General features: G+C 70.8%; 31 protein-coding genes. 22 read left to right on the forward strand and 9 right to left on the reverse strand.

Features of this window, described 5'->3' with window-relative positions; all coding sequences use genetic code 11:
• Positions 1–2: 2 nt before the first annotated feature.
• The 9 genes from ACZ3YO_RS17830 to ACZ3YO_RS17870 all read left to right on the forward strand — a co-directional run bounded on the left by ACZ3YO_RS17830 (position 3) and on the right by ACZ3YO_RS17870 (position 7330).
• The gene (locus ACZ3YO_RS17830; protein WP_465570067.1) at positions 3–1127 is read left to right on the forward strand and encodes a tyrosine-type recombinase/integrase; all 1125 of its coding nucleotides are present in this window, start codon (positions 3–5) and stop codon (positions 1125–1127) included.
• Complete coding sequence (locus ACZ3YO_RS17835) at positions 1124–1450, forward strand: helix-turn-helix domain-containing protein (protein ID WP_396484764.1); 327 nt, start codon at positions 1124–1126, stop codon at positions 1448–1450. The genes ACZ3YO_RS17830 and ACZ3YO_RS17835 overlap by 4 nt, the downstream gene beginning before the upstream one ends.
• A complete protein-coding gene (locus tag ACZ3YO_RS17840; protein WP_465570070.1) occupies positions 1447–3807 on the forward strand; it encodes an XRE family transcriptional regulator in 2361 nt (786 codons plus the stop codon). The genes ACZ3YO_RS17835 and ACZ3YO_RS17840 overlap by 4 nt, the downstream gene beginning before the upstream one ends.
• Positions 3804–4496 carry a hypothetical protein gene (locus ACZ3YO_RS17845; RefSeq protein WP_465570071.1) on the forward strand — a complete coding sequence of 231 codons (693 nt, stop codon included), beginning with the start codon at positions 3804–3806 and terminating at the stop codon, positions 4494–4496. The genes ACZ3YO_RS17840 and ACZ3YO_RS17845 overlap by 4 nt, the downstream gene beginning before the upstream one ends.
• Positions 4497–4565: 69 nt before the next feature.
• Positions 4566–5249, forward strand: a complete 684-nt coding sequence (locus ACZ3YO_RS17850; RefSeq protein WP_465570073.1) for a hypothetical protein — start codon at positions 4566–4568, stop codon at positions 5247–5249.
• Positions 5234–5578 carry a hypothetical protein gene (locus ACZ3YO_RS17855; protein ID WP_465570075.1) on the forward strand — a complete coding sequence of 115 codons (345 nt, stop codon included), beginning with the start codon at positions 5234–5236 and terminating at the stop codon, positions 5576–5578. Before ACZ3YO_RS17850 ends, ACZ3YO_RS17855 begins: the two co-directional genes overlap by 16 nt.
• A gap of 101 nt (positions 5579–5679) precedes the next feature.
• Positions 5680–6684: a hypothetical protein gene (locus tag ACZ3YO_RS17860; protein WP_465570077.1), complete on the forward strand. Its 1005-nt coding sequence runs from the start codon at positions 5680–5682 to the stop codon at positions 6682–6684.
• Positions 6681–7118, forward strand: coding sequence for a hypothetical protein (locus tag ACZ3YO_RS17865; protein ID WP_465570079.1), 438 nt, complete (start codon positions 6681–6683; stop codon positions 7116–7118). Before ACZ3YO_RS17860 ends, ACZ3YO_RS17865 begins: the two co-directional genes overlap by 4 nt.
• Complete coding sequence (locus ACZ3YO_RS17870; protein ID WP_465570081.1) at positions 7115–7330, forward strand: hypothetical protein; 216 nt, start codon at positions 7115–7117, stop codon at positions 7328–7330. The genes ACZ3YO_RS17865 and ACZ3YO_RS17870 overlap by 4 nt, the downstream gene beginning before the upstream one ends.
• A 504-nt stretch (positions 7331–7834) precedes the next feature.
• Here the strand turns inward: ACZ3YO_RS17870 and ACZ3YO_RS17875 are convergent.
• Entirely contained in the window at positions 7835–8704 is an 870-nt protein-coding gene (locus ACZ3YO_RS17875; protein ID WP_465570082.1) for a hypothetical protein, read from the reverse strand.
• A gap of 291 nt (positions 8705–8995) precedes the next feature.
• Between ACZ3YO_RS17875 and ACZ3YO_RS17880 the strand changes: the two genes are divergently transcribed.
• From ACZ3YO_RS17880 to ACZ3YO_RS17890, 3 genes are all read left to right on the forward strand, one after another.
• A complete protein-coding gene (locus ACZ3YO_RS17880) occupies positions 8996–9154 on the forward strand; it encodes a hypothetical protein (RefSeq protein WP_465554306.1) in 159 nt (52 codons plus the stop codon).
• A complete protein-coding gene (locus ACZ3YO_RS17885; RefSeq protein ID WP_465570084.1) occupies positions 9151–9315 on the forward strand; it encodes a hypothetical protein in 165 nt (54 codons plus the stop codon). The genes ACZ3YO_RS17880 and ACZ3YO_RS17885 overlap by 4 nt, the downstream gene beginning before the upstream one ends.
• A gap of 637 nt (positions 9316–9952) precedes the next feature.
• Positions 9953–10342 carry a hypothetical protein gene (locus ACZ3YO_RS17890; protein WP_465570086.1) on the forward strand — a complete coding sequence of 130 codons (390 nt, stop codon included), beginning with the start codon at positions 9953–9955 and terminating at the stop codon, positions 10340–10342.
• 197 nt (positions 10343–10539) lie between these two features.
• Here ACZ3YO_RS17890 and ACZ3YO_RS17895 read toward each other — a convergent pair whose 3' ends face one another.
• The 3 genes from ACZ3YO_RS17895 to ACZ3YO_RS17905 all read right to left on the reverse strand — a co-directional run bounded on the left by ACZ3YO_RS17895 (position 10540) and on the right by ACZ3YO_RS17905 (position 13454).
• Positions 10540–11019, reverse strand: coding sequence for a hypothetical protein (locus tag ACZ3YO_RS17895; RefSeq protein WP_465570087.1), 480 nt, complete (start codon positions 11017–11019; stop codon positions 10540–10542).
• A gap of 423 nt (positions 11020–11442) precedes the next feature.
• Positions 11443–11832 (reverse strand): ribosomal protein L7/L12, encoded by a 390-nt coding sequence (locus ACZ3YO_RS17900; RefSeq protein WP_465570089.1) that lies wholly within the window; start codon positions 11830–11832, stop codon positions 11443–11445.
• Positions 11833–11876: 44 nt separating this feature from the next.
• Positions 11877–13454 (reverse strand): hypothetical protein, encoded by a 1578-nt coding sequence (locus tag ACZ3YO_RS17905; RefSeq protein ID WP_465570090.1) that lies wholly within the window; start codon positions 13452–13454, stop codon positions 11877–11879.
• A gap of 337 nt (positions 13455–13791) precedes the next feature.
• Between ACZ3YO_RS17905 and ACZ3YO_RS17910 the strand changes: the two genes are divergently transcribed.
• Together ACZ3YO_RS17910 and ACZ3YO_RS17915 are read left to right on the forward strand one after the other, a co-directional pair.
• Complete coding sequence (locus tag ACZ3YO_RS17910) at positions 13792–14652, forward strand: hypothetical protein (RefSeq protein ID WP_465570092.1); 861 nt, start codon at positions 13792–13794, stop codon at positions 14650–14652.
• Between the two features lie 8 nt (positions 14653–14660).
• Positions 14661–14858: a hypothetical protein gene (locus ACZ3YO_RS17915; protein WP_465570094.1), complete on the forward strand. Its 198-nt coding sequence runs from the start codon at positions 14661–14663 to the stop codon at positions 14856–14858.
• A gap of 107 nt (positions 14859–14965) precedes the next feature.
• Here the strand turns inward: ACZ3YO_RS17915 and ACZ3YO_RS17920 are convergent, their stop codons facing one another.
• Complete coding sequence (locus ACZ3YO_RS17920) at positions 14966–15919, reverse strand: AraC family transcriptional regulator (RefSeq protein WP_465570096.1); 954 nt, start codon at positions 15917–15919, stop codon at positions 14966–14968.
• A 141-nt stretch (positions 15920–16060) separates the two neighbouring features.
• Between ACZ3YO_RS17920 and ACZ3YO_RS17925 the strand changes: the two genes are divergently transcribed.
• Entirely contained in the window at positions 16061–16777 is a 717-nt protein-coding gene (locus ACZ3YO_RS17925; RefSeq protein WP_465570098.1) for an SDR family oxidoreductase, read from the forward strand.
• Between the two features lie 52 nt (positions 16778–16829).
• Positions 16830–17147: a WD40 repeat domain-containing protein gene (locus ACZ3YO_RS17930; protein ID WP_465570100.1), complete on the forward strand. Its 318-nt coding sequence runs from the start codon at positions 16830–16832 to the stop codon at positions 17145–17147.
• Positions 17148–17193: 46 nt separating this feature from the next.
• Here ACZ3YO_RS17930 and ACZ3YO_RS17935 read toward each other — a convergent pair whose 3' ends face one another.
• The 4 genes from ACZ3YO_RS17935 to ACZ3YO_RS17950 form a co-directional block, all read right to left on the reverse strand.
• Positions 17194–17724, reverse strand: a complete 531-nt coding sequence (locus tag ACZ3YO_RS17935; RefSeq protein WP_465570101.1) for a YrhB domain-containing protein — start codon at positions 17722–17724, stop codon at positions 17194–17196.
• A gap of 214 nt (positions 17725–17938) precedes the next feature.
• Entirely contained in the window at positions 17939–18472 is a 534-nt protein-coding gene (locus ACZ3YO_RS17940; RefSeq protein WP_465570103.1) for a hypothetical protein, read from the reverse strand.
• A 207-nt stretch (positions 18473–18679) separates the two neighbouring features.
• Positions 18680–19042 (reverse strand): hypothetical protein, encoded by a 363-nt coding sequence (locus ACZ3YO_RS17945; RefSeq protein WP_465570104.1) that lies wholly within the window; start codon positions 19040–19042, stop codon positions 18680–18682.
• Positions 19017–19727, reverse strand: coding sequence for a type III effector protein (locus ACZ3YO_RS17950; protein ID WP_465570106.1), 711 nt, complete (start codon positions 19725–19727; stop codon positions 19017–19019). Before ACZ3YO_RS17950 ends, ACZ3YO_RS17945 begins: the two co-directional genes overlap by 26 nt.
• A 114-nt stretch (positions 19728–19841) precedes the next feature.
• On the opposite strand from ACZ3YO_RS17950, the gene ACZ3YO_RS17955 reads away from it, so the two are divergent.
• From ACZ3YO_RS17955 to ACZ3YO_RS17980, 6 genes are all read left to right on the forward strand, one after another.
• The gene (locus tag ACZ3YO_RS17955; RefSeq protein ID WP_465570108.1) at positions 19842–20276 is read left to right on the forward strand and encodes an Hsp20/alpha crystallin family protein; all 435 of its coding nucleotides are present in this window, start codon (positions 19842–19844) and stop codon (positions 20274–20276) included.
• 127 nt (positions 20277–20403) lie between these two features.
• A complete protein-coding gene (locus tag ACZ3YO_RS17960; protein ID WP_465570110.1) occupies positions 20404–20697 on the forward strand; it encodes an STAS domain-containing protein in 294 nt (97 codons plus the stop codon).
• Between the two features lie 67 nt (positions 20698–20764).
• Entirely contained in the window at positions 20765–21169 is a 405-nt protein-coding gene (locus tag ACZ3YO_RS17965; RefSeq protein WP_465570112.1) for a DUF2267 domain-containing protein, read from the forward strand.
• Between the two features lie 55 nt (positions 21170–21224).
• The gene (locus tag ACZ3YO_RS17970; RefSeq protein WP_465570114.1) at positions 21225–21623 is read left to right on the forward strand and encodes a DUF2267 domain-containing protein; all 399 of its coding nucleotides are present in this window, start codon (positions 21225–21227) and stop codon (positions 21621–21623) included.
• Between the two features lie 1210 nt (positions 21624–22833).
• Positions 22834–23181, forward strand: coding sequence for a MerR family transcriptional regulator (locus ACZ3YO_RS17975; RefSeq protein WP_465570115.1), 348 nt, complete (start codon positions 22834–22836; stop codon positions 23179–23181).
• A gap of 76 nt (positions 23182–23257) precedes the next feature.
• Positions 23258–24070, forward strand: a complete 813-nt coding sequence (locus ACZ3YO_RS17980) for a hypothetical protein (RefSeq protein ID WP_465570116.1) — start codon at positions 23258–23260, stop codon at positions 24068–24070.
• Positions 24071–24753: the final 683 nt, after the last annotated feature.

Raw genomic sequence — 24753 nt, forward strand, 5'->3', positions numbered from 1 at the left:
GAGTGGCTAGAGCGGCTGATCTGGCGGGGGCGGCCCACCTGATGCTCGTGGACGGGGTCTCGTACCTGGACCCTGAGCCGGCAGTGTTCGAGGCGATGCTGGAGGGCTGGACCAAGCAGCAACGAAGCCGCTTCCTCAACTGGGACTCGACCATCAAGCCGAGGCTGTCGCTCGTCCGCCGGTTCGCCGAGTTCACCAACCAGTACCCGTGGCAGTGGCAGCCAGCCGAGGTCGAGGCGTTCATCGACCATCTGCGGGCGAAGACACCCACGTTCACAGTGTCGAGCGGCCGCGGCTACCAGAACCACCTGCGGCTGTTCTGCGAGTACATCACGGACGCGCGCTACGGCTGGATGAACGTCTGTCAGGAGCGCTTCGGCCAGGTGCCGGTGCAGATCCTGCACGAGTGGAACACCGTCAACCACGTCAGCGAGTACGAGGGCGACCCGAGCCGTCGCCCGCTGACCTACGACGAGATCCAGGCCCTGTTCGACGCCGCCGACGGCCGGGTCGAGGAGATCCGGAAGCGCGGCCGCAAGGGCGCGTTGGCCGCGATGCGGGACTCCGCCCTGCTCAAGAGCTACTACGCGTACGGCATGCGCCGTCGGGAGAGCGTCCACCTCGACGTCGCTGACCTGCGGCGCAACCCGAAGGCACCGCAGTACGGGCGCCACGGGGCGATCTTCGTCCGGTACGGGAAGTCCTCGAAGGGCAGCCCGCCCAAGCGCCGCACCATCTTCACCGTCCCGGAGATGGACTGGATTGTCGACGTCCTGGACCACTACCTGACCGAGGTCCGCCCCCGGTTCGGCGCCGGGAAGCACCCGGCGATCTGGGTCACCGAACGCAGTGGGCGCCTGTCCAGCCGGTCGGCGAACGAAGCCTTCGACGCCGCACGGCAGGCCGCTGACCTGCCAGAAGAGCTGAAATTGCACTGCCTGAGACACTCGTACATCACGCATCTCGTCGAGTTCGACTACCCGGAGCGGTTCGTCCAGGACCAGGCCGGACACGGCTACGCCAGCACCACGGCCATCTACACCGGCGTCTCGGACGAGTACCGCAACCGGCTGCTGCAGCGGAAGTTGACCCATCGCTACCCCGGCATCTGGGAGGACCCCAAGTGATCAAGAAGATGGGCTACCGCTGGAACCTGCGCAAGCTCATGGCCGACCGCGAGATGTTCCAGACCACCGACCTGGTCCCGCTGCTGGCCGAGCGGGGCATCACCCTCTCCCGAGAGCAGGTCTTCCGGCTGGTCACCCAGCCCCCGCAGCGGCTGTCGATGGACGTCCTGGCGGCTCTGTGCGACATCCTCGCCTGCCAGCCGAACGATCTGATCGAGGTCCAGGTCGTCAACGAGGAAGTCCGCAAGACCGCCAGCGGCGAAACGCCCGGACCGCTTCCGGCCGTGCGCCGGACCTCCATCCGGCGCCCGGAGGGCCTGTGACCGCGCCCTCGCCGACCGCACCGTCGGTCGTCGCCCGCCTCGCCGCCCAGGCCGCTCGACTGGAGGCCGCCACCTCCGCCGTCACCACCAGGCTCACCGCAGCCCTGCCCGGCCTCGACGCCGAGGAGGCCGCAGCCGCACTGGTAGTCGCGGTGCCGATCCCCGTCCGCGGGGCGGCCCGCTACCTGGAAGAGCTCGCCGAACACCTGGCCGGCCACCCCGAGGCTCTGACCTCCGGGAGTTCTCTCTGCCCGCCGGTCCTGCTGCGGCTGACCCAGGTGCTACACGAGGGCGGTCACCCGGTGGTCCGCCCAGGTTGCGCGCACTGCGGCACAGTGCGGACCGACCTTCGCCAGCTACGGCCCGACGGAAGACTCTGCGCGACCTGCGACGCCAACAGCCGCCGCGCTACCTGCGCGCGCTGCCACCGCGACGGCATGCGGATCTCCGCCCGACGGCCCGAGGGCGGCATCTGCACGGCCTGCTACCACAAGGACCCCGCCCGCCTGGAGGAGTGCGCCGGATGCGGCGAGCACCAGAACCCGGTCGTCCGCCGAGACGACGGCCGGAGCCTGTGCGTCAGGTGCTGGAAGCGCCCCACCCACACCTGCGTGACCTGCGGCAAGACCGCGATCGCGGCCCTGGTCGACGCCGACGGCGCCTTCTGCCACCTCTGCTACAACCGCCATCGTCGACCACGACGGCCCTGCGGCCGGTGCGGGCAACTCAAGCGCATCGCACGCAACGCGCACGACGGTGAGCCCGACCTGTGTGACGGCTGCTACCGCGGCCCCGAACTGACCTGCTCCGCCTGCGGTCGCATCCGCCCCTGCAGCAGCAAGCTCCAGGGCCAGCCCGTCTGCGGCAACTGCTACCGGCGCAATCGACAAGGCGAGCCATGCGCCCGCTGCCGCCGGACCAAGCCGGTCAACACCCGATGGCCCATCGGGCCGGTCTGCATGACCTGCTACAACACCGTCCTCCGGTCGCCGGCCGAGTGCTCACGCTGCGGCACGGTCCAGCCGCTCATCGCGCGGGACGCCGACGGCACCGGCGTCTGCGGACCCTGCGTTGGCTTCGCCGCCGACTACACCTGCCGCCAGTGCGGCCGGGCCGGCAACCCCCACAGCCGGGGCCGGTGCGCGTTCTGCGTTCTCGCCGAGCGGGTCAACCTCCTGCTCGCCGGGGCCGACGGCCTGGTCCCCGAGCAGTTGCAGCCGCTCGCGACGGCACTGACGGCCGCTCCGGCTCCCTTCCAGGCGATCCAGTGGATCCGCGAGAGTCCGAACAGCAAGCTCCTCGCCCGCCTCGTCACCGAGGACCGTCCGCTCAGCCACGAGTTGCTCGACGAGCTGCCACCCAGCCGGAACCAGCGCTACATCCGCCAACTCCTGGTGCATACAGGCGTTTTGGATGCTCGCAACGAAGACCTGGAACGGATCCCTGTATGGCTGGAGCACGAACTGGCCGACAAGCCGGCGGCCCATGCGAACCTCGCCCGCCCGTTCCTGCACTGGTTCCTGCTCCGACGCGCGCGCCAACGCGCTGCCGTCCGCCACTACCCGGCCTCCGCAGACCGCGATCTCCGACGTCGCGTCAGCGTCGCCCTGGAACTGCTGGCTTGGCTCGACCAGCAGCAACTGGCACTCGAAGGCCTCACTCAAGAGCATGTCGACGACTGGATCACCGATGGCGCGAGCCAACGGCGCTACTTGATCCGCTACTTCCTGAGCTGGACCGCGAGCCGCCGGCTCACCCTCAAGCTCACCGTTCCCTCCATCCCGCAGCAAGAACCCCAGGCCCTGCTCGACGAGGACGACCGCTGGAGCCTCCTCCAGCGCTGCCTCACCGACGATGCCCTGCCCCTGGACGTCCGAGCAGCCGGCGCGATCACCCTGCTCTTCGGTCCGTCCACAGAACGGCTCTGCAATCTGACGCCTGACCGCCTGCAGCGCGCCAGCAAGCACACCCACCTGATGCTCGGCCGCCACCCCGTGCTGCTGCCCCCACGACTGGCCGGGCTGCTGCACCAGCTGGCGGAAGAGCCCCGGCCTGGCTCACGATCCCTGTTCGCCCAGGCCACCCCAGGCCCACGGCTGCTGTTCCCGGGCCTGGTCCCAGGGAAGCCCGTCTCGACCCACGCCATGACGCAGAAGCTCAACCGCCACGGAATCTCGGTCCGAGCGGCCCGCAACTCAGCCCTCGCCCCGCTCGCCGCCGACCTCCCAAGCCCCATCCTCGCCGACCTGACCGGCATGCACCGCCACACCGCGATCCGCTGGGTCACCTACGCCCGACGCGACTGGGCCGAGTACCTCGCAGCACGCGCCGAGGACCAACAGGAAGGCAGACGATGACCGACCCGACCGGACGCAACGACGGGCGCACAGCCCAAGAAGTGCTCGACTACCTGGTCACGAACCTGAACGGCGCCCTGCGCCGCCCGGGAATGTACGGCGGTGAGACCGCGATCAGGCTCTACCTCGACGCGGTGGCGTTCGCGGACGCCTCCGAGCAGGCACGGCAGCAGGAACTGAAGGACCTGCAAACCCGCCGAGGATCCTCCTCCACCGGCGTGCGCGGAGCCTTCCAAGATCTCTGGGGTGATGCACACGAGGGCGCCGTGGCCTCGGTCTACGCCGAAATCGCACACCGTCAGGGATGGCTGCAACTCGACCGGACCCTCACCTCGGCTGAGTACGACGAGATCCGTCGCGTCAGCGAGACCTGGTGCCGCGATGACCGCCTCCTCAGCGACGTCGTCACGGCGTTCGGCCCGCCCTCGGTCCTCTTCGGAGGGAACAACCCCAACTACCCCAAGACGCTGGCCTACGCGACCGACCAACGTGACGACACCCTGCTCTGCTTCCACTTGTGGAACAGCTTCGCCCCGGGTCCAAGCTCATCGTCGGCTTCCGTCCATGCCGAACCCGTCCTCTGGGCATTCCGGGACGGCGGCACCCTGTTCACGGACGGCTTCACCTTCACGCCGGAGGGAACCGCCCGACGCGACCGGGCCAGCTGCCTCGCGGCTCGCGTTGACTAAGGGCTGTCCCGCTACCGCGGACGGACCGGGCGCGAGGGAAGGTCGGTGGGACCTGAGAGACTCTGGTCCGTGCTGATCGAGGGATACGACTTCGGGCCGTTGGTCGAGGGTGAGCGGCTGCTTGAACGCGCCGGGTTCTGGTCCAATCACCTTCTGGCCATGTGCCGGTTCGTCTCGGGCGAGGCCCGGCCGGCACCCGAGTGGTTCGGTGACGACGGCGCGGACACCGACGCCCTGGCCGAGGTTCTTCTGGACGACCAGGCCTGGCCGACGTTCCGCATCCCGTTCGAAGGCGGTCACAGCGCCGTCGTCGTGTACCGGAACCTCGTAGGTGACTTCGGGATCGACTACCTGATGACCGGAGCGGGCTGGTCTCGGGCAGAGGAGCTGGCCAGCTTTGACGGCGACTGGTACGGGCCGGGCTTGTCCTGGCGCGACATCATGCACATCGCCGAGACGCCCGACCTGGCCGCCGTCGGCGTGCACGACACCGCGGCCCGACTCCTGCTCCTGCTGCCGTTGCTCGCCGACGACGAGTTGCCGCCGGATGCGCCAGCACGGGTGAACGCCGCTCTCACGGCCATCGGAGCACCCGACGACTGTGCTCAGGACACGGCTGACAATCTCCTTGTGAACAGACGGCCTGGAGCGGGGCGCCGTGGGGGCGACGCCGATTCCCCGCTGAGCGGTCCGGGCAGGCTCTGCCCGGCGGATCAAGGCGGCATAGGCTCCAGGGCATGCACAGCACCCTGACGGAGCACGCCCGGTGTCTCTACGGAGACGAGTACCGACCTACACCGAAGTGCGACGGCGACCACCAGGAGCACTACTTCGTCGAAGAGCTGACCTTCGCTGATGCAGATTCGATCCTCGCCATGCTGCGTGAGCTGAGCCCGCACGTCGTCGACGGCCATCTTCCGGTCTGGGTTCGCAACCTGGCCTACCGTCTGGTGCTCCTGCAGCGGCCGGACGAGCCGGTGTTGCTGCGAGAGGCCGCCGAAAACCTCTGGCTGCATGGACCGGACTGGGACGACATCGCGGCAGACCTGCGGCGGCGGGCCGACTCGCTGGAACCGGGCTGAGCCGGGCGGACTCTGGCCAGGATCATGTCGGAGAGGTGGGAATAGTGCACAGTCGGAATAACCCCCTCCCGCCAGTACTCAAACACATCAAGCGCGGATGCGTGAAGGTCTGGCGCGACGAGGACGGGCGGGTCGTTCGCCGGCGGCTGACGAGTCTGGCGTTCAAGGGCGAGGACGACCCCGCCGAGGTCAAGGCCACCTGGGTGGTCAGCGGCCCTGCGCAACGGGCGGTGGAGATCCTGGAGCGGCTCCAGCCGGCCCGGCAGAGCTTCCTGTTCGCGCTCCTGCCGTCCTCGCCCAACTACCACGCCCAAGGCGGCCGGAACGAGGCCCGGACGACGACCGCGACCAACGAGGACCTCGTCGCCTTCCGGGAGTGGATTAACGGCTACTGCCGCCGCACTGGTCGGCCCGACAGCGTCCCGCTGGTCAACAAGCAGGACTGGAAGGTGACTACTCGTCAGTTCCGCCGCACGTTGGCGTGGTTCATCGCCCGTCGGCCCGGAGGCGCCATCGCCGGCGCTCTGCAATACCGGCATCTGGGGGTTCAGATGTTCGAGGGGTATGCCGGGACCTCGGACTCGGGGTTCCGAGACGAGGTCGAGTCCGAGGACGCCATCGCCCGCGGGGAGAAGCTCGGAGACCTGATCGCCAGCCATGAGTTCCACCACCTGAGTGGCCCTGCCGCAGCCGAGGCGGAGAGCCGACTCGCGACGTTCGAGAAACACGTCCAGTTCGACGGCAAGGTCATCAACGACGAGAAGCGGCTCAGACGGCACATGAACCGCCACGATCCGCACATCTACCCAGGTCAGTACGTCACCTGCGTCCACCACCCGGACCGGGCGCTCTGCCGCCGGACCGACGGGAAGGAAGGCCCGTCACTGCCCGACTGCCAACCCCTGCGCTGCCGCAACGTGGCACTCACCAGCGGAAACATCGCCCACATGAAGGACGCCCTGGCGGCCTACGAGCGTGAACTCGTCCGGGGCGACCAACTCGCCCCGCTCGTCCGCCATCGCCTGCAAGCCCGCCGACAAGAGATCGCTGACTTCCTCGCTGAGACCCCCGACTCCGGCCAGGACGTCACGTCGGAGGCATCATGAACCGCCCGCTGCCCAACGAGGAGCAGGTCCGCAGCGAGATGGAGGCCGAACTCGACGAGAGCAAGGCCAACGGCCGTCGCGCCACGGTCAGCAACGTCGAGAAGCAGCTCGGCATCACGCACACGACGTTCTACCGGAACTACCCTGACCTGATCGAGTGGTTCAAGGCTCAGCTCGCCACCCGGCGCACTGCGGCAGTCGCCGAGAAGGACACCACCAAGCGCGAGGACGACCTGGACCGGCTCCGGCGCGAGAACACCGACCTGCGCAAGCAGGTCAGAATCTATGCCGAGGCGATCCGCCAGCTAACCCTGGACAAGGCCGCCTTGGAGGACAGACTCCAGAGCATCGAGGGCCACCAGCCTCGACGAGCGCCGTCGCCAACACCGGGCATCAGCGGACAATGGACACGAATGAAAGGCCCCATAACATGACCGACCGCCGCCCTCTCGCGATGCTCGCCTTCTCCGCGTCCGTGACAGACGCGCCCCTGCCTGCCCCGTCCGGCGGGCGTCGTCTGCTGCCGGTCGAGCAGGCTGCCGACTTCCGCCAGCCGCCCGGCGAGACCGCGCCCGCACCCGCCCCGGCCCGCTGCCGCCTCTCGCCCGGCGGCCTCATCTTCTCCGATCCGGACCGGCAGATCTGATCGCTACCACCACGGGTAGCGCGATTGTCCTGCGGCGGGTACAAATCCCCAGCCCGCCGACCGCGGCCCGGTAGCCTGCGGACAGGCGCCCGCCGGACCCGAGACGCGCACTCACGGGCCATCACCGGCGAGTGCCGACCTGCGACGGCTGACTGGTGGGCTCGCGTGTTGCGGAGTTGCATATTGAGAGCGGCCAAGCATGACAGTCACGAAGAGTAATTGATCGGTCGCGGCGCTTGAAGCCCCTACCAGAGCCGGCGGGTGAGGAAGTCTGCCAGATGTAGCCTGCGACCAGCTCGCCGACGCCCTCGCCCACACCGGCGGCCGCCGACGCAAGACGTAGGCCAGCTGCACCGTGAGTTCCTGGCCCGGCTGCCGCGGAGCGTGGAGCCGGGCCAGGCGTGGCCGCGGGGGATCGCTAGTCCCACTGCTGCGATGTACCCGACAGCCCCGGCCGGGCGGAGGTGTGCGGACTTCACCCGGTTTCGGGCCTCCCGCAGCTCCTCACTGGACCAGGACGGTGTGCGGGTGGCCTCCGCTCGCCGGGCAGGCGTACAGCTGAAGGTGGTTGGCGTCCAGCACCGTGATGTCCGGAGGATTGGACCAACTGTCGTCGGATGCGCCGGGGACCCGGTCCTCGTTCGGGATCCAGCTCGTGCTGTTTCGGTGCCATTCGGACGAGGCGATGGTCAGCAGAGGCGTCATCGCCGTACCGCAGGCCACGCAGAACCGCGGCACGGGGTCGGTGAGTCCCCAGGGGGCCCAGCCACCGATCTTCCAGCCGGGGGCGTGGGACAGGGCGTGGCTATAGAGCTCCTGCGGGTAGGCATCGTCGACCGAGATGCCCGCCGCCCGCCAGGGCGCGGGGTCCGTGATCTGCTGCTTCAGCTCCTTGGGGAGTTCCAGGAAATCGGGGTACTCGGTGACCTGCTCCGGCGCGAGCACGCAGGGATCAGGCACGTAGAAGTCCTCGTCCGCGTCGAACGGCTCGGGCGGCGCGGCCAGCACGTCGGTGACGTCCGCGGCGGTCCTCCAGGACAACTCGATCGGAATGCTTGAGTCCGGATCGTGCTCCGAAGGGCACCACAGGACCTGCAACAGGTCGGTCCGCCCGGGTGGCTGCAGCAGGGGTATGTCCCGCGCGTACAACTGGGCCACGGGCACCAGGGGGTGGAGGCCTTCGTGCCCGATGAGGCAGTACCGCCAGGGTTCCTGTGCGGGCCACAGCAGGGGCCCGCCGATCGAGCTGTCGTGCACCGTGGGAGAGCCCGGACGCGGGTGCAACCGGACCGCTGGGCGGGCCAGCGGGGCCAGCGCGGGGAAGACCGCGGCGATGTCGACCGGCCGTGGTGGGGTGGTACGTATGTCATTCATGGCGATGATCTTGCCAACACCCTCTGACAGCGGGCCAACCCCCAACAGGACGAGCCGCGTCCTTCGTGCGTACGGCGCACCCCTGCTGGCGTCTGGGGGTGCAAAGCGGCACAACCACCTATGCGCAGCTGACCCCAGCTGTGCACGAACCAGGGTTCAGAGAAGTGACCAGGCCGAAGGTCAGCACGCCCCGTCCCGTGCAGTCGGGACATGCCGCTGGTCGTCCAGGAAAGGCGAGGTCCGGTTGTACCGGCGAGCTGCGGCAGTCGGCAGACCCCTGCAGGTGCAAGGGTGACGTACGCCCTGGCGGCCTACGAGCGTGAACTCGTCCGGGGCGACCAACTCGCCCCGCTCGTCCGCCATCGCCTGCAAGCCCGCCGACAAGAGATCGCTGACTTCCTCGCTGAGACCCCCGACTCCGGCCAGGACGTCACGTCGGAGGCATCATGAACCGCCCGCTGCCCAACGAGGAGCAGGTCCGCAGCGAGATGGAGGCCGAACTCGACGAGAGCAAGGCCAACGGCCGTCGCGCCACGGTCAGCAACGTCGAGAAGCAGCTCGGCATCACGCACACGACGTTCTACCGGAACTACCCTGACCTGATCGAGTGATTCAAGGCTCAGCTCGCCGCCCGGCGCACTGCGGCAGTCGCCGAGAAGGACACCACCAAGCGCGAGGACGACCTGGACCGGCTCCGGCGCGAGAACCCCGACCTGCGCAAGCAGGTCAGGATCTACGCCGAGGCGATCCGCCAGCTAACCCTGGACAAGGCCGCACTGGAAGACAAACTCCAGAGCAGGGATGGGGTAACCAGCCTCGACGAGCGCCGTCGCCAACACCGAGCATCAGCGGACAACGGACACGAATGAAAGGCCCCCATAACATGACTGACCGCCGCAGGCTCTCCCTGCGCTTCTCCGAGGCCGCCGTCGACGCTCCCGCGCCCGCTCAGTCCGGCGGGCGCCGACTTCCGCCAGCCGCCCGGCGAGACCGCGGCCGCGCCCACGCCGGCCCGGCGTCCGCTCGCGGCTGGCGGCCTGACCTTCTCCGACCCGGACCGCCAGATCTGAGCGCTACCACCACGGGTCGCGCCACGTCCAGGACCAGCTCGCCATCAAGCCCACCGTTCAGTGTCTTCGAGCGCTTCTACCTGGTGGTCGTAGCCGGCCCGGCTCCCGCCTCGGATACCGTGTTCCTCTACGGGGTGCCATAACGGATGTGACGCCCCCCACCGGAGGTAGCCAGCGTATGAGTTCAAAGCGCAGCAAGAATCCAGCCCTGCCCGTACTTGACGACGCATTCCGACTCGCGTCGGTCAAGGACGCCGAAGAGTCCACCCGTGACTTGGCCGCGCGGCTGGCCACCACCGAGCTGCGCCGCGTTTCCCACCCTGGCCGGGTCACCTGGGAGCCCACCGATCAGGCCGAGCCCGTACCGGTCCCGCCGACCGTGGTCGATGGTGACGGGGACCTGTGGCTGAGGGACCGGGGTACTGGCACCTGGACCATGCCCGAGTTCGACCCGAAGGAGTTCCCGGCTCGCTGTGGCGAGGTTCTGACGTGGAACCAGCTTGCCTGCGAGTACGGCCCGCTGACCGCACTGGCCGACGACCGCCGCATCGGCGGCCGCCGGCGCTGACCGCGCAGCCCTTTGGGATGACCGCGCCCCTGTAGCGCCCGTTGCGGGTGGCTGGGAGCTCCAGCTCACCGCCGAGCAGGTGAGCGTGGTGGTGGCGTGCGACGGCCTCGAGCAGCGCGGTGCGGGCCTGGCGCCAGCGGACGTTCTCGGTGCGCGGTTGCCGTGGTGAGCGCGCGGCGCAGCTCGCCGATCGACCGCTACCAGTCGGCCAACTGCCCGAGCAGGCCGCGCACCAGCTCGTCGACGGCGGCCGCCGGGCCGGCGCCGAAGGCCCGCGCTTCGGCGCCGGCCTTCGGCGAGGACGTCTTCGTCCAGGTCCTCGAAGGCGGCGAGGGCGGCCAGACCTGCGCGAAGCGGTCGGTGCGGGACAGCGTCGGTTTCGCCTCGGCCGCGGCCTTGGCGGCCACCAGCCCGGGGTCGGCCTCAACGCCGATCGCCGCCAGCAGGTCCCGCTGATCGGCCTCCGACGCCGGCCACCCGGCCCGCTGGGCGTGCACCCAGGGGCCGAGTTGCTCGCCCTCGTACACCGTGTCCAGTGGCAGCACCGTCCAGTCGACGATGCCATCCAACTCCAGCCACCACGACCTGGCGACCGCGTACGTTCGCTGCCAGACGATCGGCCAGGCCGGGCACCACCACGGGTCGATCTCCTCCAACGCCCGACGCCGCTCCGGCACCAGCGCGCCCGACTCCCCGGCGGGTACCTGGGCCGCAGCCCGCAGCCCGCAGCTCGGAGAGCCACGTCCCGATCGCGTATCCGCCGACCGAGGCCCGCGCCGGCGCCGGCGCCGCCAGCGACCCGCCGGGGCCCTTCGCCCAGACCCGCGCCCAGTCGAGCCCGGCCTCGAACCGCGCGTGCGAATCTGCGGTTTGTTGTCACTGGGGGAGCAGTTGGAGTCACAGCTCCTGCTGGCGGTGGCGTAGGGGGCGGGGGTGCGGGGTGTCGTCCGGGGGCGGATGTGTGGTGACATGAGGAGACTTTGCGCGGTGACGGTTTGATGCAGATCCCCCAGCGGGTGGCCGGCTCGATGCTGGGTGGTGTTGGGCCTGCGGTCATGGTTTCCGGATCGGGGCCGGGCTCGGGGTCGTTGATACGGGGTTCAGGGGCCGGGGTGGGTGGTGTGTCCGGGCAGGGCACCGTGTACGGCGCAGAATGCGCAGTCGCAGCTGGTCATGGAGTTGGCCGGGCAGTGGGCGGTGGGCCAGTACGGTGATGCGCAGGGGCCGGGGTCGATCGGTGTGTCGCTGGTCAGGGTGCGCTGGCACCAGCCGCACCGGATCACGGTTGGTACGCCTGCCTGGCGCAGGTGCTGCGCTGCGCGAGCGGCGTCGTCGAACGGGATGTCCGACCTGACGGTGGCGGGCGCGCTGTCCAACAGCTGCCGGCTGCGCCACAGGCTCAGTCCGGTGACCGTGCGGACCGCTTTGAGGGCCGTCGGGCCGTGAGGAGGGCCAGGGGTCAGCAGAACTGCGAAATCCGGGTCCTCCATGGATGCCTCTCGTCGGTCGGCGTTGTGCCCGGTGCCAGTCAAAGTCAATCGTCCTGGCAGGCTGACAGGCCATGGGTTTTCGCTCGGCGGGGCAGTGTCTTGGCCGGTCGGGGCACCAGTTCCAGCATCGAGGCGAGCGGCAGTGACGGGTTGGCGGCCGCCGCTTCCACCACCTGCCGGTTGTCGTCGGCGAGCAGTTCGACGATGACCGCAGGCGCCAGGGCCTTATGGCCGGCGGCTATGGGGCGGGCTTGCCGGTCCGTCAGGCAGGCGAGCAGGGCCGGGGCTGTCGTGTGGCGGTGGCGGGCGATCTCGCGGAACGCCTTCTGGACCGGAGGCTGCCCTCGGGCCAGGTCTTCCAGCAGGGCCGGCGTCGCATCGGGATTGGCTGCCACGTTCGCGACGACTCGTGCCCCGTGTCTTTCGACCATCGCCCGTAGCTGGGCCTCGGAAAGTCCTGGGTGCGGTGCGATGGCCTTGAGTACCTTCGCGTCGAAGTCGCGGGCCAGCGTGTCGCGGATTTCGGCCGGCAGGTCACGCCGTCGGGCCAGGAGCATCCGTACGGTCGCTTCGGGTGACGCGGCCAGCTCTTCGACCTCGGCCGGACAGGCCGCGGCGATGCGCGGTAGCAGGGGTGAGCCGAGCCGGGTGGCGCCGGCGAGGTGGGCGAGGACGTCGAGTGGCAGGCGAGGGTGGTGCGCGAGCCGGCGCTGGACGTCGTGGCAGCAGTCGGTGGCCAGGGTACGGATCAGGGCTTCGTCGATCGCGGGATTGTCCGAGAGCTGGGCCCTCACCCAGGGGACGGGATCGTCGGCGAGCCGCGCGTACACCTGCGCCGGCAGGTCGGGGCGGGCGGCCAACTCCTGGCGCAGCAGCACCGAGGGGTGGTCGGCGAAGACCATGGCGGCGACTGCGGGGGTGGCCGGGTTGCGCAGGGCAGCCTGCTGGATGTTGTGCACAGCGGACTCGTGCGAGCCGTCGCAGGAGGCGCCCGGTGCAAGCTGGCAGTCGGGCTCCGGACAGTGCGGGTCGTGGACGAAAGGCGGCCTCCTGCGATCGCAGACCGGGCAGGACCCGGCCGCGGGCAGGCCTTCGCCGGTGAGCAGCGCCGCCAGCACGGCCGGCGGGGTTGCCTCGTTGGCCGCCGCTGCGCGGCGGACCTCGGTGTGCGGGTGCTGTGCGAGGCGGGCGGCGAGGTCCGGCGTCGTCGTCCACAGCGCGAGTTCCTCGACGACTCGCGACTGTGGGTCATCGGCGAGCGTCAGCGCCACGTCCGGCGGCAGGCCGGGGCAGGAGGCCAGCTTCTCCCGGTGCTCCACCAGGGGACCGGAGGCGAAGACCTGCGTCCACTCCGGTGCTCCTGTGCCTTCTTCGAGCAGGGCGAGCGCCGCGCGCGGCTGTACGGCCGGGTCGACGTCGGCAGCGCTGAGCCGGCCCTCGTACGCGAGCCGCACCGCGGCCTCCTCGAAGCGCGAGGCCAGCGTCGTCACCTGTGCACGGCTGAGGTCCGGGCGGTCGGCTAGGGCCTCGGCGAGATCGGCGTCTGCAGTCGCGATCAGCCGATCGAGCAGTTCGGAAGGCAGAGCCGGGTTGGCAGCCAGCCCGTACAGGACGTGGTTCACAGGTGAGCATCCTGCCTGATGCATGATCGAACGGCTCGTGGATTTCGGCGCTGATGTCGGTATCCGGCGGCGGCCGACGGTGACACTTGCTGCATCGGACCGCCCCAATCGCACCCAATCGCAGTGGACGCCCCTGCCCCTTGACCGGGCCGCCGCGCATCCTTCAGCCCCGGTCCGAGCCCATCTACCACGCCACATCGCGCGTATACCGCACATTCCGCCCTGGTGTCAGCGGAATGCCGATTGCGCTGACGCCTGTCCGTAGAGCCCGTCTTCCCGGATCGCAGACGTCCTTTCGTCATAGCTCGATGCATGGCGGGCCAGGGGAGTGGGGGCGGTGCTCATGCCGAAGGACGACGGACAGGCCGACCCAGGGCGGGCGGCGCCGGTGGCGCTGGCGCGGCAGCAGGCGGTGGACCGGCTGCTGACCCTGGAGGCGCGCGGTGCGTTGACGACCGGCCATGTGCGGCTGGTCGCGGACGCGGTCGGGGTGTCGCTGCGCACGGTGTGGCGCTGGCTGGCCGCCGCGCGCACCGAAGGAAGGACCAACGCGAAGCAGCGAGAGCGGTTCACGGTCACCCCGCAGCTGCACGCCCGCCTCGTTCTGTGGTGCGGGAACGAGGCCGCGGTGCACCGCGGCCTCCTCTCCGAGGCCCGCGCCGTAGCCGAAGCCGCCACCGACGATGCGGGGGAACAGGACAACGAGGGCGGTCTTTCTCCGGTGGCGGTGCCGTCGTTGGCGACGCTGCACCGGGCGATCCGCCGGGACCTGAATCAGGGCCAGCGCGCCGCGCTGACGGGCGGGGAGAGGGCCCGGCGCGGCCACGACGTGCGCCTGCGCCGGCGCCGCGAGTGGCGCAACACCTGCTGGGAAGGCGACCACAAGCACGTCCCGGTCGAGGTCGACCCGCGCGGCGAGCTGGTGTGCCCGTGGGTGACGTGGTTCATCGACTGCGCCCACGATGCCATCCCCGGAGTCGCGGTCACTCCGCACACCCCGTCCCGGGACGCGATCCTCGCGGCGCTGCGTACCGCGATCTCCCGTGATGAACCAGACGGCCCCTACGGGCCGGTCGGCGGACTGCCCCCTTGGTGCGGATCGACGGTGGCAAGGACTTCCTCTCCCGCACCGTCGCCTCCGCGCTCGGCGCGTTCGCGGTCCCCGTACATGACCTGCCCGCCTACACCCCGCACCTGAAGGGCACGGTGGAGAACCTCAACCGGTGCGCCGAGCGGATGTTCTTCGCCTCGCTGCCCCGCTACACCCACGCCCCCACCGCCTCCGTCCGACGCCGCGACCGGGCCAAGGACGACACGGCGCCTCTGGCGTTCACCGCGTTCGTTCAGCTGCTGCTGGACTGGGTGCACTGGTGGAACACCGAGCACACCTCGGCGGCCCATTAGCTCCTTGGACACACGATCCGCCCGGAGCTCCACCACAGGGGGCCACCGCGAGGCCGGGATCGGCAGCGACCACCGCTTCCCAGCCCGCTGTGGTGATGTCCTGGCCCTCACCGCCAGTTGTATCCGCGTGGTTCGTCGCCTGCCGCCTTGACCTGCTTGCGGTAGGCCCCCGGCGGTGATCCGAAGTGTCGTTTGAAAGCTCTGGCGAAGGCGAACTCCGACGTGTATCCCATGTGCTGCGCGATTGTGCTCAGTGGGGCCGCCGAGTGGTGCAGCAACCGCGCCGCGGTGGCCATCCGCCAGTTGGCCAGGTAGGTCAACGGCGGCTCGCCGACCACCGAGGCGAAGCGGCGGGCGAACGCCGCACGGGACAGCCCGGCGCGGGTGCCCAGCGATTCCACGGTCCAGGGATGGCCGGGATCGTCGTGGATCGCTTTCAGGGCCGGGGCGACTGCCGGGTCGGTCAGCGCGGCCGTCCAACCCCGGGTCCGCTCCTTAGGCAGCTCGGCGTACCACGACCGGAGGATGTACAGCAGCAGCAGATCGATGAGCGCCGTGACGACCGCGTCCGAGCCCGGCTGCGGCGCGTGGAACTCGGCGCACAGCTGATCGACCGCCGAGCGCAGCACCGGGTGGCGGCCCGGAACCGCGGGGAGGTGGATGACCTCCGGTAGATCGCTGAACAGCGGATGCGGGCGATCAACGTCGATCGCGTACGCGCCGCACACCAGCACCGTGTGCGGCCCCGGTCCGTCCACGGTGACCTGGCCGATCGGCGAGGAACGGTCCACGCGCTCCGGTACGAAGTCCACCGGATCGCGGCCCGGCACATCGCACAGGGTGTGTCCGCTGCCGCGCTGCAGGAACACGATGTCGCCGGGGCCGAGCGCGAGCGGTTGGCCGTGCGGTGGCAGCAGGTGGCAGTGTCCTTCCACGACCACGTGGAATCCGGCTCCTGAGATGGGTTGGAACTTCAGGGCCCACGGGGCGTGCGCGTCGGTGCGAGTCACCATCGGGCGTCCCGTGCGCAGGACTTCGAGGGTGTCGCTCAGGATGTCCATAGCGCCACTCTAATGCCTGCATGGCGAGACGATATGGCATGGAATCGAGATTTCAAGTCATTCACCGTCTCGATGTGGAGGCGTACGTTCTTGCCATGGCGGTGCCGAGCCCGGCACTGGATCGACGAAGGAATGGATTCCATGTCTCTGGCTGGCAAGAAGATCGTGATCATCGGTGGAACCTCCGGCATCGGCTTCGCGGTAGCCCGACAGGCTGCTTCGGCCGGCGCGGACGTCGTGGTCGCCTCCAGCAATCAGGACCGCGTGGACGCCGCGACGAAGCGGTTGGGCGGGCCGGCCGAAGGCCGCCGCCTGGACGTCGCCGACGGCAACGCCATCGCCGCGTTCTTCGAGCAGATCGGGGAGTTCGACCACCTCGTCTACACCGCGGGCGAATCTCTGCTGATCAAGCCGCTGGTCGACACCACCCCGCAGGAGGCCAAGGCCGTCTTCGAGCGCCGGTTCTGGGGCGCGTTCCTCTCCGCCAAGTACGCTGCACCGCGACTGCGCGACGGCGGCTCGATCACTTTCAGCTCCGGCGTCCTCGCGATCCGCCCCCTGTCCGGAACCGCGCTCACGGCAGGTATCACCGGCGGCATCGAGGCCCTGTCCCGGGCACTCGCCGTCGAACTCGCCCCTTTGCGCGTCAACGTGATCCAGCCCGGTGTGATCCGCACCGAGCTGTGGGACGGCAGTGTCCCGGACCCGGAGGCTTTCCTCCAGGGCGCCGGGTCCGAGCTGCTCACGCGGCGTGTCGGCACTGCCGAGGAAGCCGCGGCGGCCTATCTCTTCGTCTTGTCCAACGCCTACGTCACCGGCACCACGCTCGCGATAGACGGCGGCGCGGCACTGGTGTGACATAGGAGCGACGCAAACCAGCCAACGGAGCAACGCCGCACCCACGCACTCGGTGGCGTCCAGTCCCGACGGCCACACCATCGCCACCGCCGGCGGCGACGGCAGCGTGCGGTTGTGGGAGGCGGCCACCGGCAAGACTGTCACCATCCTCACCGGCCACAGCCGCGCCGTGGAATCGGTGGCGTTCAGCCCCGACGGCCACACCCTCGCCACCGCCAGCGGCGACACCGCTGCGCGGCTGTGGTCCTACACCGCGCCGGATACCGCGATCAGAATTATCTGCGCGGCCGTTGCCCGCGACCTCACCCCCGAGGAGAAAGCGATATACCTGCCCGAACAGTCCACCGGGTCCCCCGCCTGCCCTGCATAACCCCATCAACACGCTGACGTCCCTCCTGGCCTCCGACAAGGCCGCGCTACCGGGCCGGTCCGGCCAGCGTCTCGATCGGGCCCAGGTCCGGATCGGGCTTGCGGGTGAGGCTCGCCAGCTTCTCGGGCGGTTCACTCCCGTCCCTGACGACCGTCACGTAGCCCTTGGCCTCCTCCACGCTCATCCGCGGGGCCTGCTTGCGCAGGTGCTGCATGGCGGCAGCGGTCCCGACGGAGTCCGCGAGGTGCCGGACGTCTGCGGCGAGGGGGTCGGGCACCCTGATGCCCTTAACCTGCCAGAGGTAGTCCTCCTCCCAGTCATCGGTCCAGCGGCTGCCGGGGACGAAGTGGATGCTCCCGTCCTCCCGGTCGACCAGAAGAGGGCCACCGAGGAGGTTCCCGCGCAGAGCAGGGTTACGGGCCCCCTCCGCCGAGGTCCAGTAGCAGAGCCACCCGACCGACCGTTCCTCGACGGCGTAGACGGCCAGCTCCGGGATCAGCCTCGCCCATCCCCAGGTCGGCCGCTCCCGCGCCAGCAGGGATTCGACCAGCTCGACCGCTCGTTCCTTGGAAATCACGGTCCCATCCTTCACTCCGGGTCAACCGGATTTCGGCGTACCCGGTCGTCGATCCGGTGCCGTCCGGCGCGGGCGCAGGGGGGCCGACCATCGCTGCCGAGACTGGCCAACTACCACCTCCGACCCGGGGCGTTACCTGTACAAGGCCGTCGGGCCGGTGGCCGACTATCGGTTCCGGTTGCCTTGATGCCCGTGCCGGGTTCGGGGGCGGGTATCAAGGTGGGGGTCGCGCGGTGTGGGTCAGTTCCCACCAGGGGGCGGGTTCGGCTTCGAGGTCGGCGGTCGGCCACCAGAGGTCGGAGCTGGGGTCTTCGGTCTCCAGGTCTTCCGGCTTGGCGGCGCCGGCCGGGACGGTGCGCAGCATGGTGGCGGGGTGTGGGGTGCGGGCGGTGTGTTCGAGGGCGTCGGCGCGGTTGGCGTAGCCGGCCTGGTCGGTGCCGGTGAGGACGGACAGCGGTGTCGGGAACCGTGGGTAGCGGTGGTCGCAGAGTGGATCGCCGCTGCCCTGGGCTTCCGTGGTGTTGTGCCGGACGCCGGGCGGCAGGGGGGCGGTGGCCCAGTAGCGGGGGTAGGCGTTCAGTTTGGTGGCCGGCCGGGTGCCGCTCATGGTGGCGCGGTCGACCTCGACGAATGCCCGGTTGAGCGTCCGGCCGGGGCCGTCGGCCCCGGCCGGTTTGGTGGCGGGTGCTGCCGGAGCTGGTCGAGCGAGGACCTCACCCCGGGGGTCGTCGTCCGAACGACCTGGCACGAGCCCGCTTGCCCGGCCTGGACCCGGCGGTGGCCGCCAGGCGGCGACGGCGGGCACAGGGTCGGCCCGGGTACGGGTGGCCGTGGTTCTCTTCCAGGACGGCCGTCTCTGCCTGATCCGCCGCCGGCGTCCCGCCGGCGCCCCGCCACCCGTCCCGCCACCCGTCCCGCCGGCGTCCCGCCGGCTGGGCGGGTGGCTCCTGTTTCGTCACGCCGAGGTTCGGACGGCGGTGTCGTGTCGGCTGGCCGAGCCGTGTCGTGGAAGGTCGGGGACGGCTGCCGTGTGCGGGTGGCCGGCCGTTTCGGGTGGGCTCTGGGCCGGGGCTTGCCCCGGTGGCGGTGGGATGGCCGGAGGGTCCGCGGGTGTGGGGAAGGCCTGTGGGGGCCAGGGCCTGTGGGCGAGGTGGTGGCGGAGGGCGTCGAGTCTGGCGAGGCAGGTGTCGATGGTGGCGATGGCGGCGCTGCCGTGTTCGCGGATGCGGCGTTCGATGGTGGCGAGCCGGTCTTCGATGTGCTGCCAGCGCTCCTCGGCCGTGGTGTGGGGGTCAGGTGCGTCGTTGGTCGCTGTCATGGCGGAGGCGTTCGGTGTGGTCGGTGAGGTCGTCGAGGCGGGCGGCGAGGTCCGGATGGGCGGCGCCGAGGTGGGGTCGCATGGCGGTGAGGGGCGCTATCAGGTCGGCCGGGTCGGGGGCGCCGAGGGCGGTGGTGAGCGCGGTCAGCGCGGGCCGGGCCCGGGGGGCCAGGCCGGGCGTGGCGGTGACCTGGGCGGCCAGCACGCGCAGGTCGGCGGCGTTGTTCCGGGCCCAGGCGGTGACCGCGCGTTCGGCGGCCCGCCGGTCGCGCACCGCTTTGACCCGCTGCGCGCCGGTCCCGGCGGTCCGGCGGGTGGTTCCGCTGGTGGGCTTCAGGCGCAGGTAGCGGTTCTCGGCGGCCTGGCGGCTCGCGACGCCCATGGGCTGGGCGAGGTCCGCCCAGGTGGCACCGCCGGCGCGGGCGGCATCGACCAGGCCCGCTTCCCAGCCCGCGAGCTCGGTGCGCAGCTCGCGCAGGAGAACCAGCGCGGCCAGCGCCGGCTCCGGTCCCTCGTCCGGCGCACCGACACCGGGCGGTGCGCCGGGCGGTGCGTCGGAGCCGGCGCTCTGGGCGGTGCGGACGGCGTCGTCGATGGCGGCGAGCGCGGCGGCTGCGGCGAGGAAGGACGCCGGCCCCGTCGGCGGGCCGCTGCCGGTGGCGGGCGGGTCGGGCCGCTTTCCCACAGGTGTCACTCCTTTGGCGACTAAAGGGTTTGTCATCGGATGGATGACATGTTAGAACGGATTCAGGTGAAGCGCACTGGCTCCCATAGCCCAACCACCTGGAGGTGTTTCGCGATGCTGCTGCGCACTGACCCGTTCCGTGAACTGGACCGGCTGACCCAGCAGTTCCTCAACACGACCGGTACCTGGTCGCGTCCGACGCCGATGCCGCTGGACGCCTACCGCACCGGTGACGAGTACGTCATCTGTTTCGACCTGCCGGGGGTGGACCCGGAGGCGATCGACATCGACGTCGAGCGGAACATGGTGACCGTCAAGGCCGAGCGCCGCCCGCGCCAGGAAGGCGAGGGCGTGAAGTGGGAGCTGTCCGAGCGCCCGCTCGGCGTGTTCTCCCGCCAGGTCATGCTGTCCGACACCCTCGACCCTGCCGGGATCACCGCCGACTACGACGCCGGCGTGCTGACCCTGAAGATCCCGGTCGCCGAGAAGGCCAAGCCCCGCAAGGTCGCGATCAGCCACAGCGGCGACCGCAAGCAGATCCAGGCCTGACCCCTCTTCTCCCCATGAACCGTTCCGCGCCGCCCCTGATCTCTCCCCCTCGAAGGGGCGGCCGGAACACCCCCACCCGCCGGCCGCCCTCCCCGGGCCGCCCCGACCGCGGACACGGGGCAACGCCATGAACGGCCGGGGCAACGAACCCTTCGTGGTGCGGGCGCGCGGTGAGATCGACCTTCACACCGCGCCCTCGCTGCGCGGTGCCCTGTCCGCCGCGCTCGCGTCGCATCGGGAGGTGGTGCTGGATTTGTCGGAAGTGACGTTCATGGACTGCGCGGGTCTGGGTGCCCTGGTCCGGGCCCGCAACCAGGCCGACCGCAGCGGCAGGCGTCTGGTCCTGCGCGGGGCCGGGCGCTGCGTGGTGCGGCTGCTCAAGCTCACCGGTCTGCACCGGCGCCTGGCCGTCGGGCCCTGACCCGTCGCCTGGGCGGTGTACCGGGCAGGCCGGGACGGAGGGAGAACTGCACGGAGGGAGAACTGCGATGAATCTTCGATGGGAGGCGTTCCTGGAGGAGGTCCGGGAACGCGGCGAGTACGCCACCCCGCAGGAGGCCGAGCGGGCCGCCCGGGTCGTCCTGGCCCTGTTGGGTGCCCACCTGGTCGGCGGTGTGCGCGCCGACCTGGCCGCCCGCCTGCCGGAGACCATGGCCCTGATCCTGCTCAACCCCTTGCAGGCCGCCGAGCCCCTCAGCCCCGAGCGGTTCGTGCGCGCCACCGCGGCCTGGATCGAGGGCGCCACCGAAGCCACGGCCCTGTGGGACATCGGCGCCGTCCTGTCCACGGTGGCCGACGCGGCCGGCGACGACCTCACCGAGCGTGTCCTGCTCCAGCTGCCGCCCGGCTACGACCTCCTGTTCGGCCGACCCCAGCCCGGCCACCGCCCCTGAACCTGTCCGCGCCGCCGCCCCCGCCCGGCCGGCCCCGCCCCGGAAGGCCACCGCCATGACCCGGTACCGCCTCCTTCTCCAGCAGGTCCGCACCCTCGGCCGCTACACCACCGACGAGGAGGCCGAACGCGTCCTGCACACTGTTCTGGCCGTCCTCGGCAGCCAGCTCACCGGTGAGGAACGCCGCGACCTCGCCGCGGCCCTGCCGGAGCGGGCCCGCGCCGTCTTCGCCTCGCAGATCCCGCTGCCCGAGCCGGTCGCCGCCCCGGCCTTCGTCGAAGCCGTCGCCCGCGCCCTGAACACCAGCCTCACCGGCGCCCGCTGGGACACCTCCTCCGTCCTGGCCGCCCTCGCCGACCTGGCCGGTGACCGGCTCACCGACCGGATCCTCGCCGACCTGCCCCGCGGCTACGCCCTCCTGTTCGGCCGCGCCGACCTCATCGCCGCGGCGTGACCCGGGACCGGGTACGGGCCGTCACCGACACCGTGCGGGAGTTCACCCAGCGGGTCGGGCATCCGCCCCGTCGCCCCGGCCTGCCGCCGGGGCGAGCTGCGCATGCGCAGCGGCCACGACGCCAGGCGCGGGAGCGACCTGAACGCCTGGCCGGGCAGGTCCGCGATCCTGGTCGGCAAGGGTCGGCTCTGCCCGTGGTCGCCGGACGGGCGGGCGGTGTCGAGGCCGTCGCGCAGGGCGTACGGATCGGTGACGGTGGCCAGTTCGGCGAAGCGGGGTCGGCAGCCGGCGGACGGTGCGGTCGTCGCCGTCCCGCACGGCCTCGATGATCGCCTCGATCAGGTCCGCCTGTCCGTCCCGGGCCGTCTCCGGCGTCGCGGGCACGAGGTGTTCGACTGCCGCCTCCCTGCGCGGTGCCGCTCGTTTCTTCGGGAGCGCGGCGGCGGCCCGGGGGGTGCCGCCGCCGCGCAGCGGGAGACTACCTCACTCGCGGGCACCGCAAAATCTATACGCGCCGGAGTAGACATTGCCCGCGGGTCGGTCTAGCGTTTCTCTCGTAGACAGCAGTCTGCGATACCGGCCGGACACGAACCGGCCGGATTGTTGGACAGGTCCGGCAGTGGAGTCCCGAAGCCAGGCAGGTGCAGGACGGCGACGGGACTGACTGCCGGACCGGGCGGCCCGCAGGTATCAGGGGCCACCACCAGCGGTACCGGTAGTACGCAGTTCGGTGAGTGCGGTACCGGCAGTCGCAAGACAGGCAGGACCTCGGCAAAGGCGCCCAGACTGCGGGCGCGCGTGCCGAGGGGTCCGGGCAGTGGTTCCAGGCCAGCGCAGGCGCAGGACGGCCGGCGGGGCCGGCTGCCGGACCGGGTGGGCCATCACGGCCACCGACCAGTAGTACGCAGTTCAGCAGGTGCAGTACCAGCAGTACGAAGTGACAGGTCAGTACAGAGGATGAACGGAGGGCGCAAGCGCCATCAGGATCGCCCGGCCCGTGAACACTCGCCCGGGCGGACACCGCAGACCCCAACGCAAGGACGGTGGTTTCCGGTCACGCATACGCGATCCCCGCACACCCCCCGGGGCAGTGCGGAAGTAGAAGGACCGACCCCAGGTCGGTAGATGGTGTTGTTCCCCTTCGGGGCCCCGGAGCCGACACGGCCCCGGGGCCCCTCGACGCGTTCTCCCCGAGAACCAGAGAGGTGCAGTGACTACAACGGCCAGCCCCGACACACCCGACAAACTCGACGACGACGACTACCCCGCCTACACCATGGGTCGCGCCGCCGAGATGACCGGCACCACCCCTGGCTTCCTGCGAGCCCTCGGCGAACACCGCCTCATCACCCCGCTGCGCTCCGGCGGCGGCCACCGCCGCTACTCCCGCTACCAACTGCGCATCGCCATGCGTGCCCGCGACCTCGTCGACCAGGGCACCCCCATCGAGGCCGCCTGCCGCATCGTCATCCTCGAAGACCAACTCGAAGAAGCCCTGCGCCTCAACGAACAACTCCGCCGCTCCCAGCACGACCAGGAGCCCACCGCGGACACCTGACCCGGACCGGCAACCTGGCCTACAGCCGCGGGCGGAGCCTATGGACAGATTCTGCAGGCTCCGTCGCGGCGGTGGCGTGCCGGAGCCCGTCGTGCACGCCGAGGCGCGGCAAGCCGGCGCGACGCTGCACGCCGCCCTCGCCCAGCACCCCAACCGTCCCGACCACGTCCAGGATGAGGACGACGACCAGAAACACCCGCTGCTCGGCGACGTCCCTCACCGGGTCCGCCGCCGGCTGGCCGGGATGACCACGGAGAACATCCGGCAGGCCCTGCACCGGGCCCGGGACGACGAGCGCGCCGCCGACCGGTACGCCGACGCCGGAGACGAGACCGCCTTCGCCACCGCGGCCGCCGGCTGCGCCCAGTGGCAGCGCGTCCGCGACCACACCGCCGAAACCGCGCCGAGTGCTACGACCCCGACCACAACACAGCCCTCCAGCACGCGCTGCGCCCGCCGTGAGCGCCACCGCCGCGACGTCGCTGATACTGCGCCCGGGAGGCCGCCCACCGGGCCCGACAGACCACCGACGCCGCCCACCGGGCGCGACAAGACCACCGACGCCGCCCACCGGGCGCGACAGACCACCGACGCCGCCCACCGGGCGCGACAGACCACCGACGCCGCCCACCGCAGCCTCGCCGGCACCGCCGCCCAACCCCTTTACACCGCGCCCGACCGCGCCGGCCTCTACCCCCTGACCGACGACGACCACCAGGCCGTCCGCGACCTCACCCGCCACCTCACCCGCCACCTCACCCGCCATCTCGACGCCGCCACGCTGCGCCAGGTCATGAGCTGGCGGGAACGCACCCGCACCGCGGCCCTCGCACTGTGCGGCACCGAGCAGGCCCGGCCCGCCCGGCCGAACGTGCGCCGCCGGTCCTGACAAAAAGCCACGAGGCGCCGGTCACCGGGTGGCCGGCGTAGCGGTGGCTGTAGCCGTAGGGCGAGGCGCTCCAGCTGGGTGAGCTCAAGGGCATGAACGCCCTTTTTGCCTGGGCAGGGCCTCGGGGAAGGTGACGGTGACGGCGGAGCCGGCCGCGGTGAGGTGCCAGGCCTTCGCGCGGCCTGCCTGCGGCAGGGTCAGTCACGAACTCGGCCAGGCCTTCGGCCTGGAGCCGGGTCAGCCGCTTCTGGGTCTGCTTGATCCCGGCGGCGCCGCCGTGCAGCCGGCGCAGCTGCTCGGCGGTGGCGATCCGGGACTGGAACAGCGACGCCACCACCGCCCAGGTGATCTCCACCTCCCGCGTCACGCCGTCCGGCTCCGCCCCGGTCCTCGCCCGCTTCCTGCCCGTCGTCATCGCAGGGGTACCCCTCTCGGCTCGACGCGGAGCCCGATGCCCCGCGCGGTCGCCGAACCGAACCCCCGCACACCGTGGCGGATCCCTTGGTGAACAGCCCCCCGCGCCGCAACGGTCACGTAACGGCCGCGACCAACGTTGCTGCCCCGAACGGCCGCCAACGTTGGTGGATTCCTAATTCGTTGATAGCGGATCGGTGGAGCCAGGGGGCTGCTGTCAGTCCGTTCGAATGCCGAGGTCGTGACGCCTCGCGCCACCCGGGCCAGCG

This window comes from Kitasatospora sp. NPDC022785 (genome assembly GCF_055561295.1).

What these genes read in the sequence shown, in the direction of transcription:
- ACZ3YO_RS17845 (WP_465570071.1), top strand. Translation starts at nt 3,804, where the DNA reads ATGACCGACCCGACCGGACGCAACGACGGGCGCACAGCCCAAGAAGTG.
- ACZ3YO_RS17855 (WP_465570075.1), top strand. Translation starts at nt 5,234, where the DNA reads ATGCACAGCACCCTGACGGAGCACGCCCGGTGTCTCTACGGAGACGAG.
- ACZ3YO_RS17865 (WP_465570079.1), top strand. Translation starts at nt 6,681, where the DNA reads ATGAACCGCCCGCTGCCCAACGAGGAGCAGGTCCGCAGCGAGATGGAG.
- ACZ3YO_RS17870 (WP_465570081.1), top strand. Translation starts at nt 7,115, where the DNA reads ATGACCGACCGCCGCCCTCTCGCGATGCTCGCCTTCTCCGCGTCCGTG.
- ACZ3YO_RS17875 (WP_465570082.1), bottom strand. Translation starts at nt 8,704, where the DNA reads ATGAATGACATACGTACCACCCCACCACGGCCGGTCGACATCGCCGCG.
- ACZ3YO_RS17885 (WP_465570084.1), top strand. Translation starts at nt 9,151, where the DNA reads ATGAACCGCCCGCTGCCCAACGAGGAGCAGGTCCGCAGCGAGATGGAG.
- ACZ3YO_RS17890 (WP_465570086.1), top strand. Translation starts at nt 9,953, where the DNA reads ATGAGTTCAAAGCGCAGCAAGAATCCAGCCCTGCCCGTACTTGACGAC.
- ACZ3YO_RS17900 (WP_465570089.1), bottom strand. Translation starts at nt 11,832, where the DNA reads ATGGAGGACCCGGATTTCGCAGTTCTGCTGACCCCTGGCCCTCCTCAC.
- ACZ3YO_RS17920 (WP_465570096.1), bottom strand. Translation starts at nt 15,919, where the DNA reads ATGGACATCCTGAGCGACACCCTCGAAGTCCTGCGCACGGGACGCCCG.
- ACZ3YO_RS17925 (WP_465570098.1), top strand. Translation starts at nt 16,061, where the DNA reads ATGTCTCTGGCTGGCAAGAAGATCGTGATCATCGGTGGAACCTCCGGC.
- ACZ3YO_RS17945 (WP_465570104.1), bottom strand. Translation starts at nt 19,042, where the DNA reads ATGACAGCGACCAACGACGCACCTGACCCCCACACCACGGCCGAGGAG.
- ACZ3YO_RS17955 (WP_465570108.1), top strand. Translation starts at nt 19,842, where the DNA reads ATGCTGCTGCGCACTGACCCGTTCCGTGAACTGGACCGGCTGACCCAG.
- ACZ3YO_RS17960 (WP_465570110.1), top strand. Translation starts at nt 20,404, where the DNA reads ATGAACGGCCGGGGCAACGAACCCTTCGTGGTGCGGGCGCGCGGTGAG.
- ACZ3YO_RS17965 (WP_465570112.1), top strand. Translation starts at nt 20,765, where the DNA reads ATGAATCTTCGATGGGAGGCGTTCCTGGAGGAGGTCCGGGAACGCGGC.
- ACZ3YO_RS17970 (WP_465570114.1), top strand. Translation starts at nt 21,225, where the DNA reads ATGACCCGGTACCGCCTCCTTCTCCAGCAGGTCCGCACCCTCGGCCGC.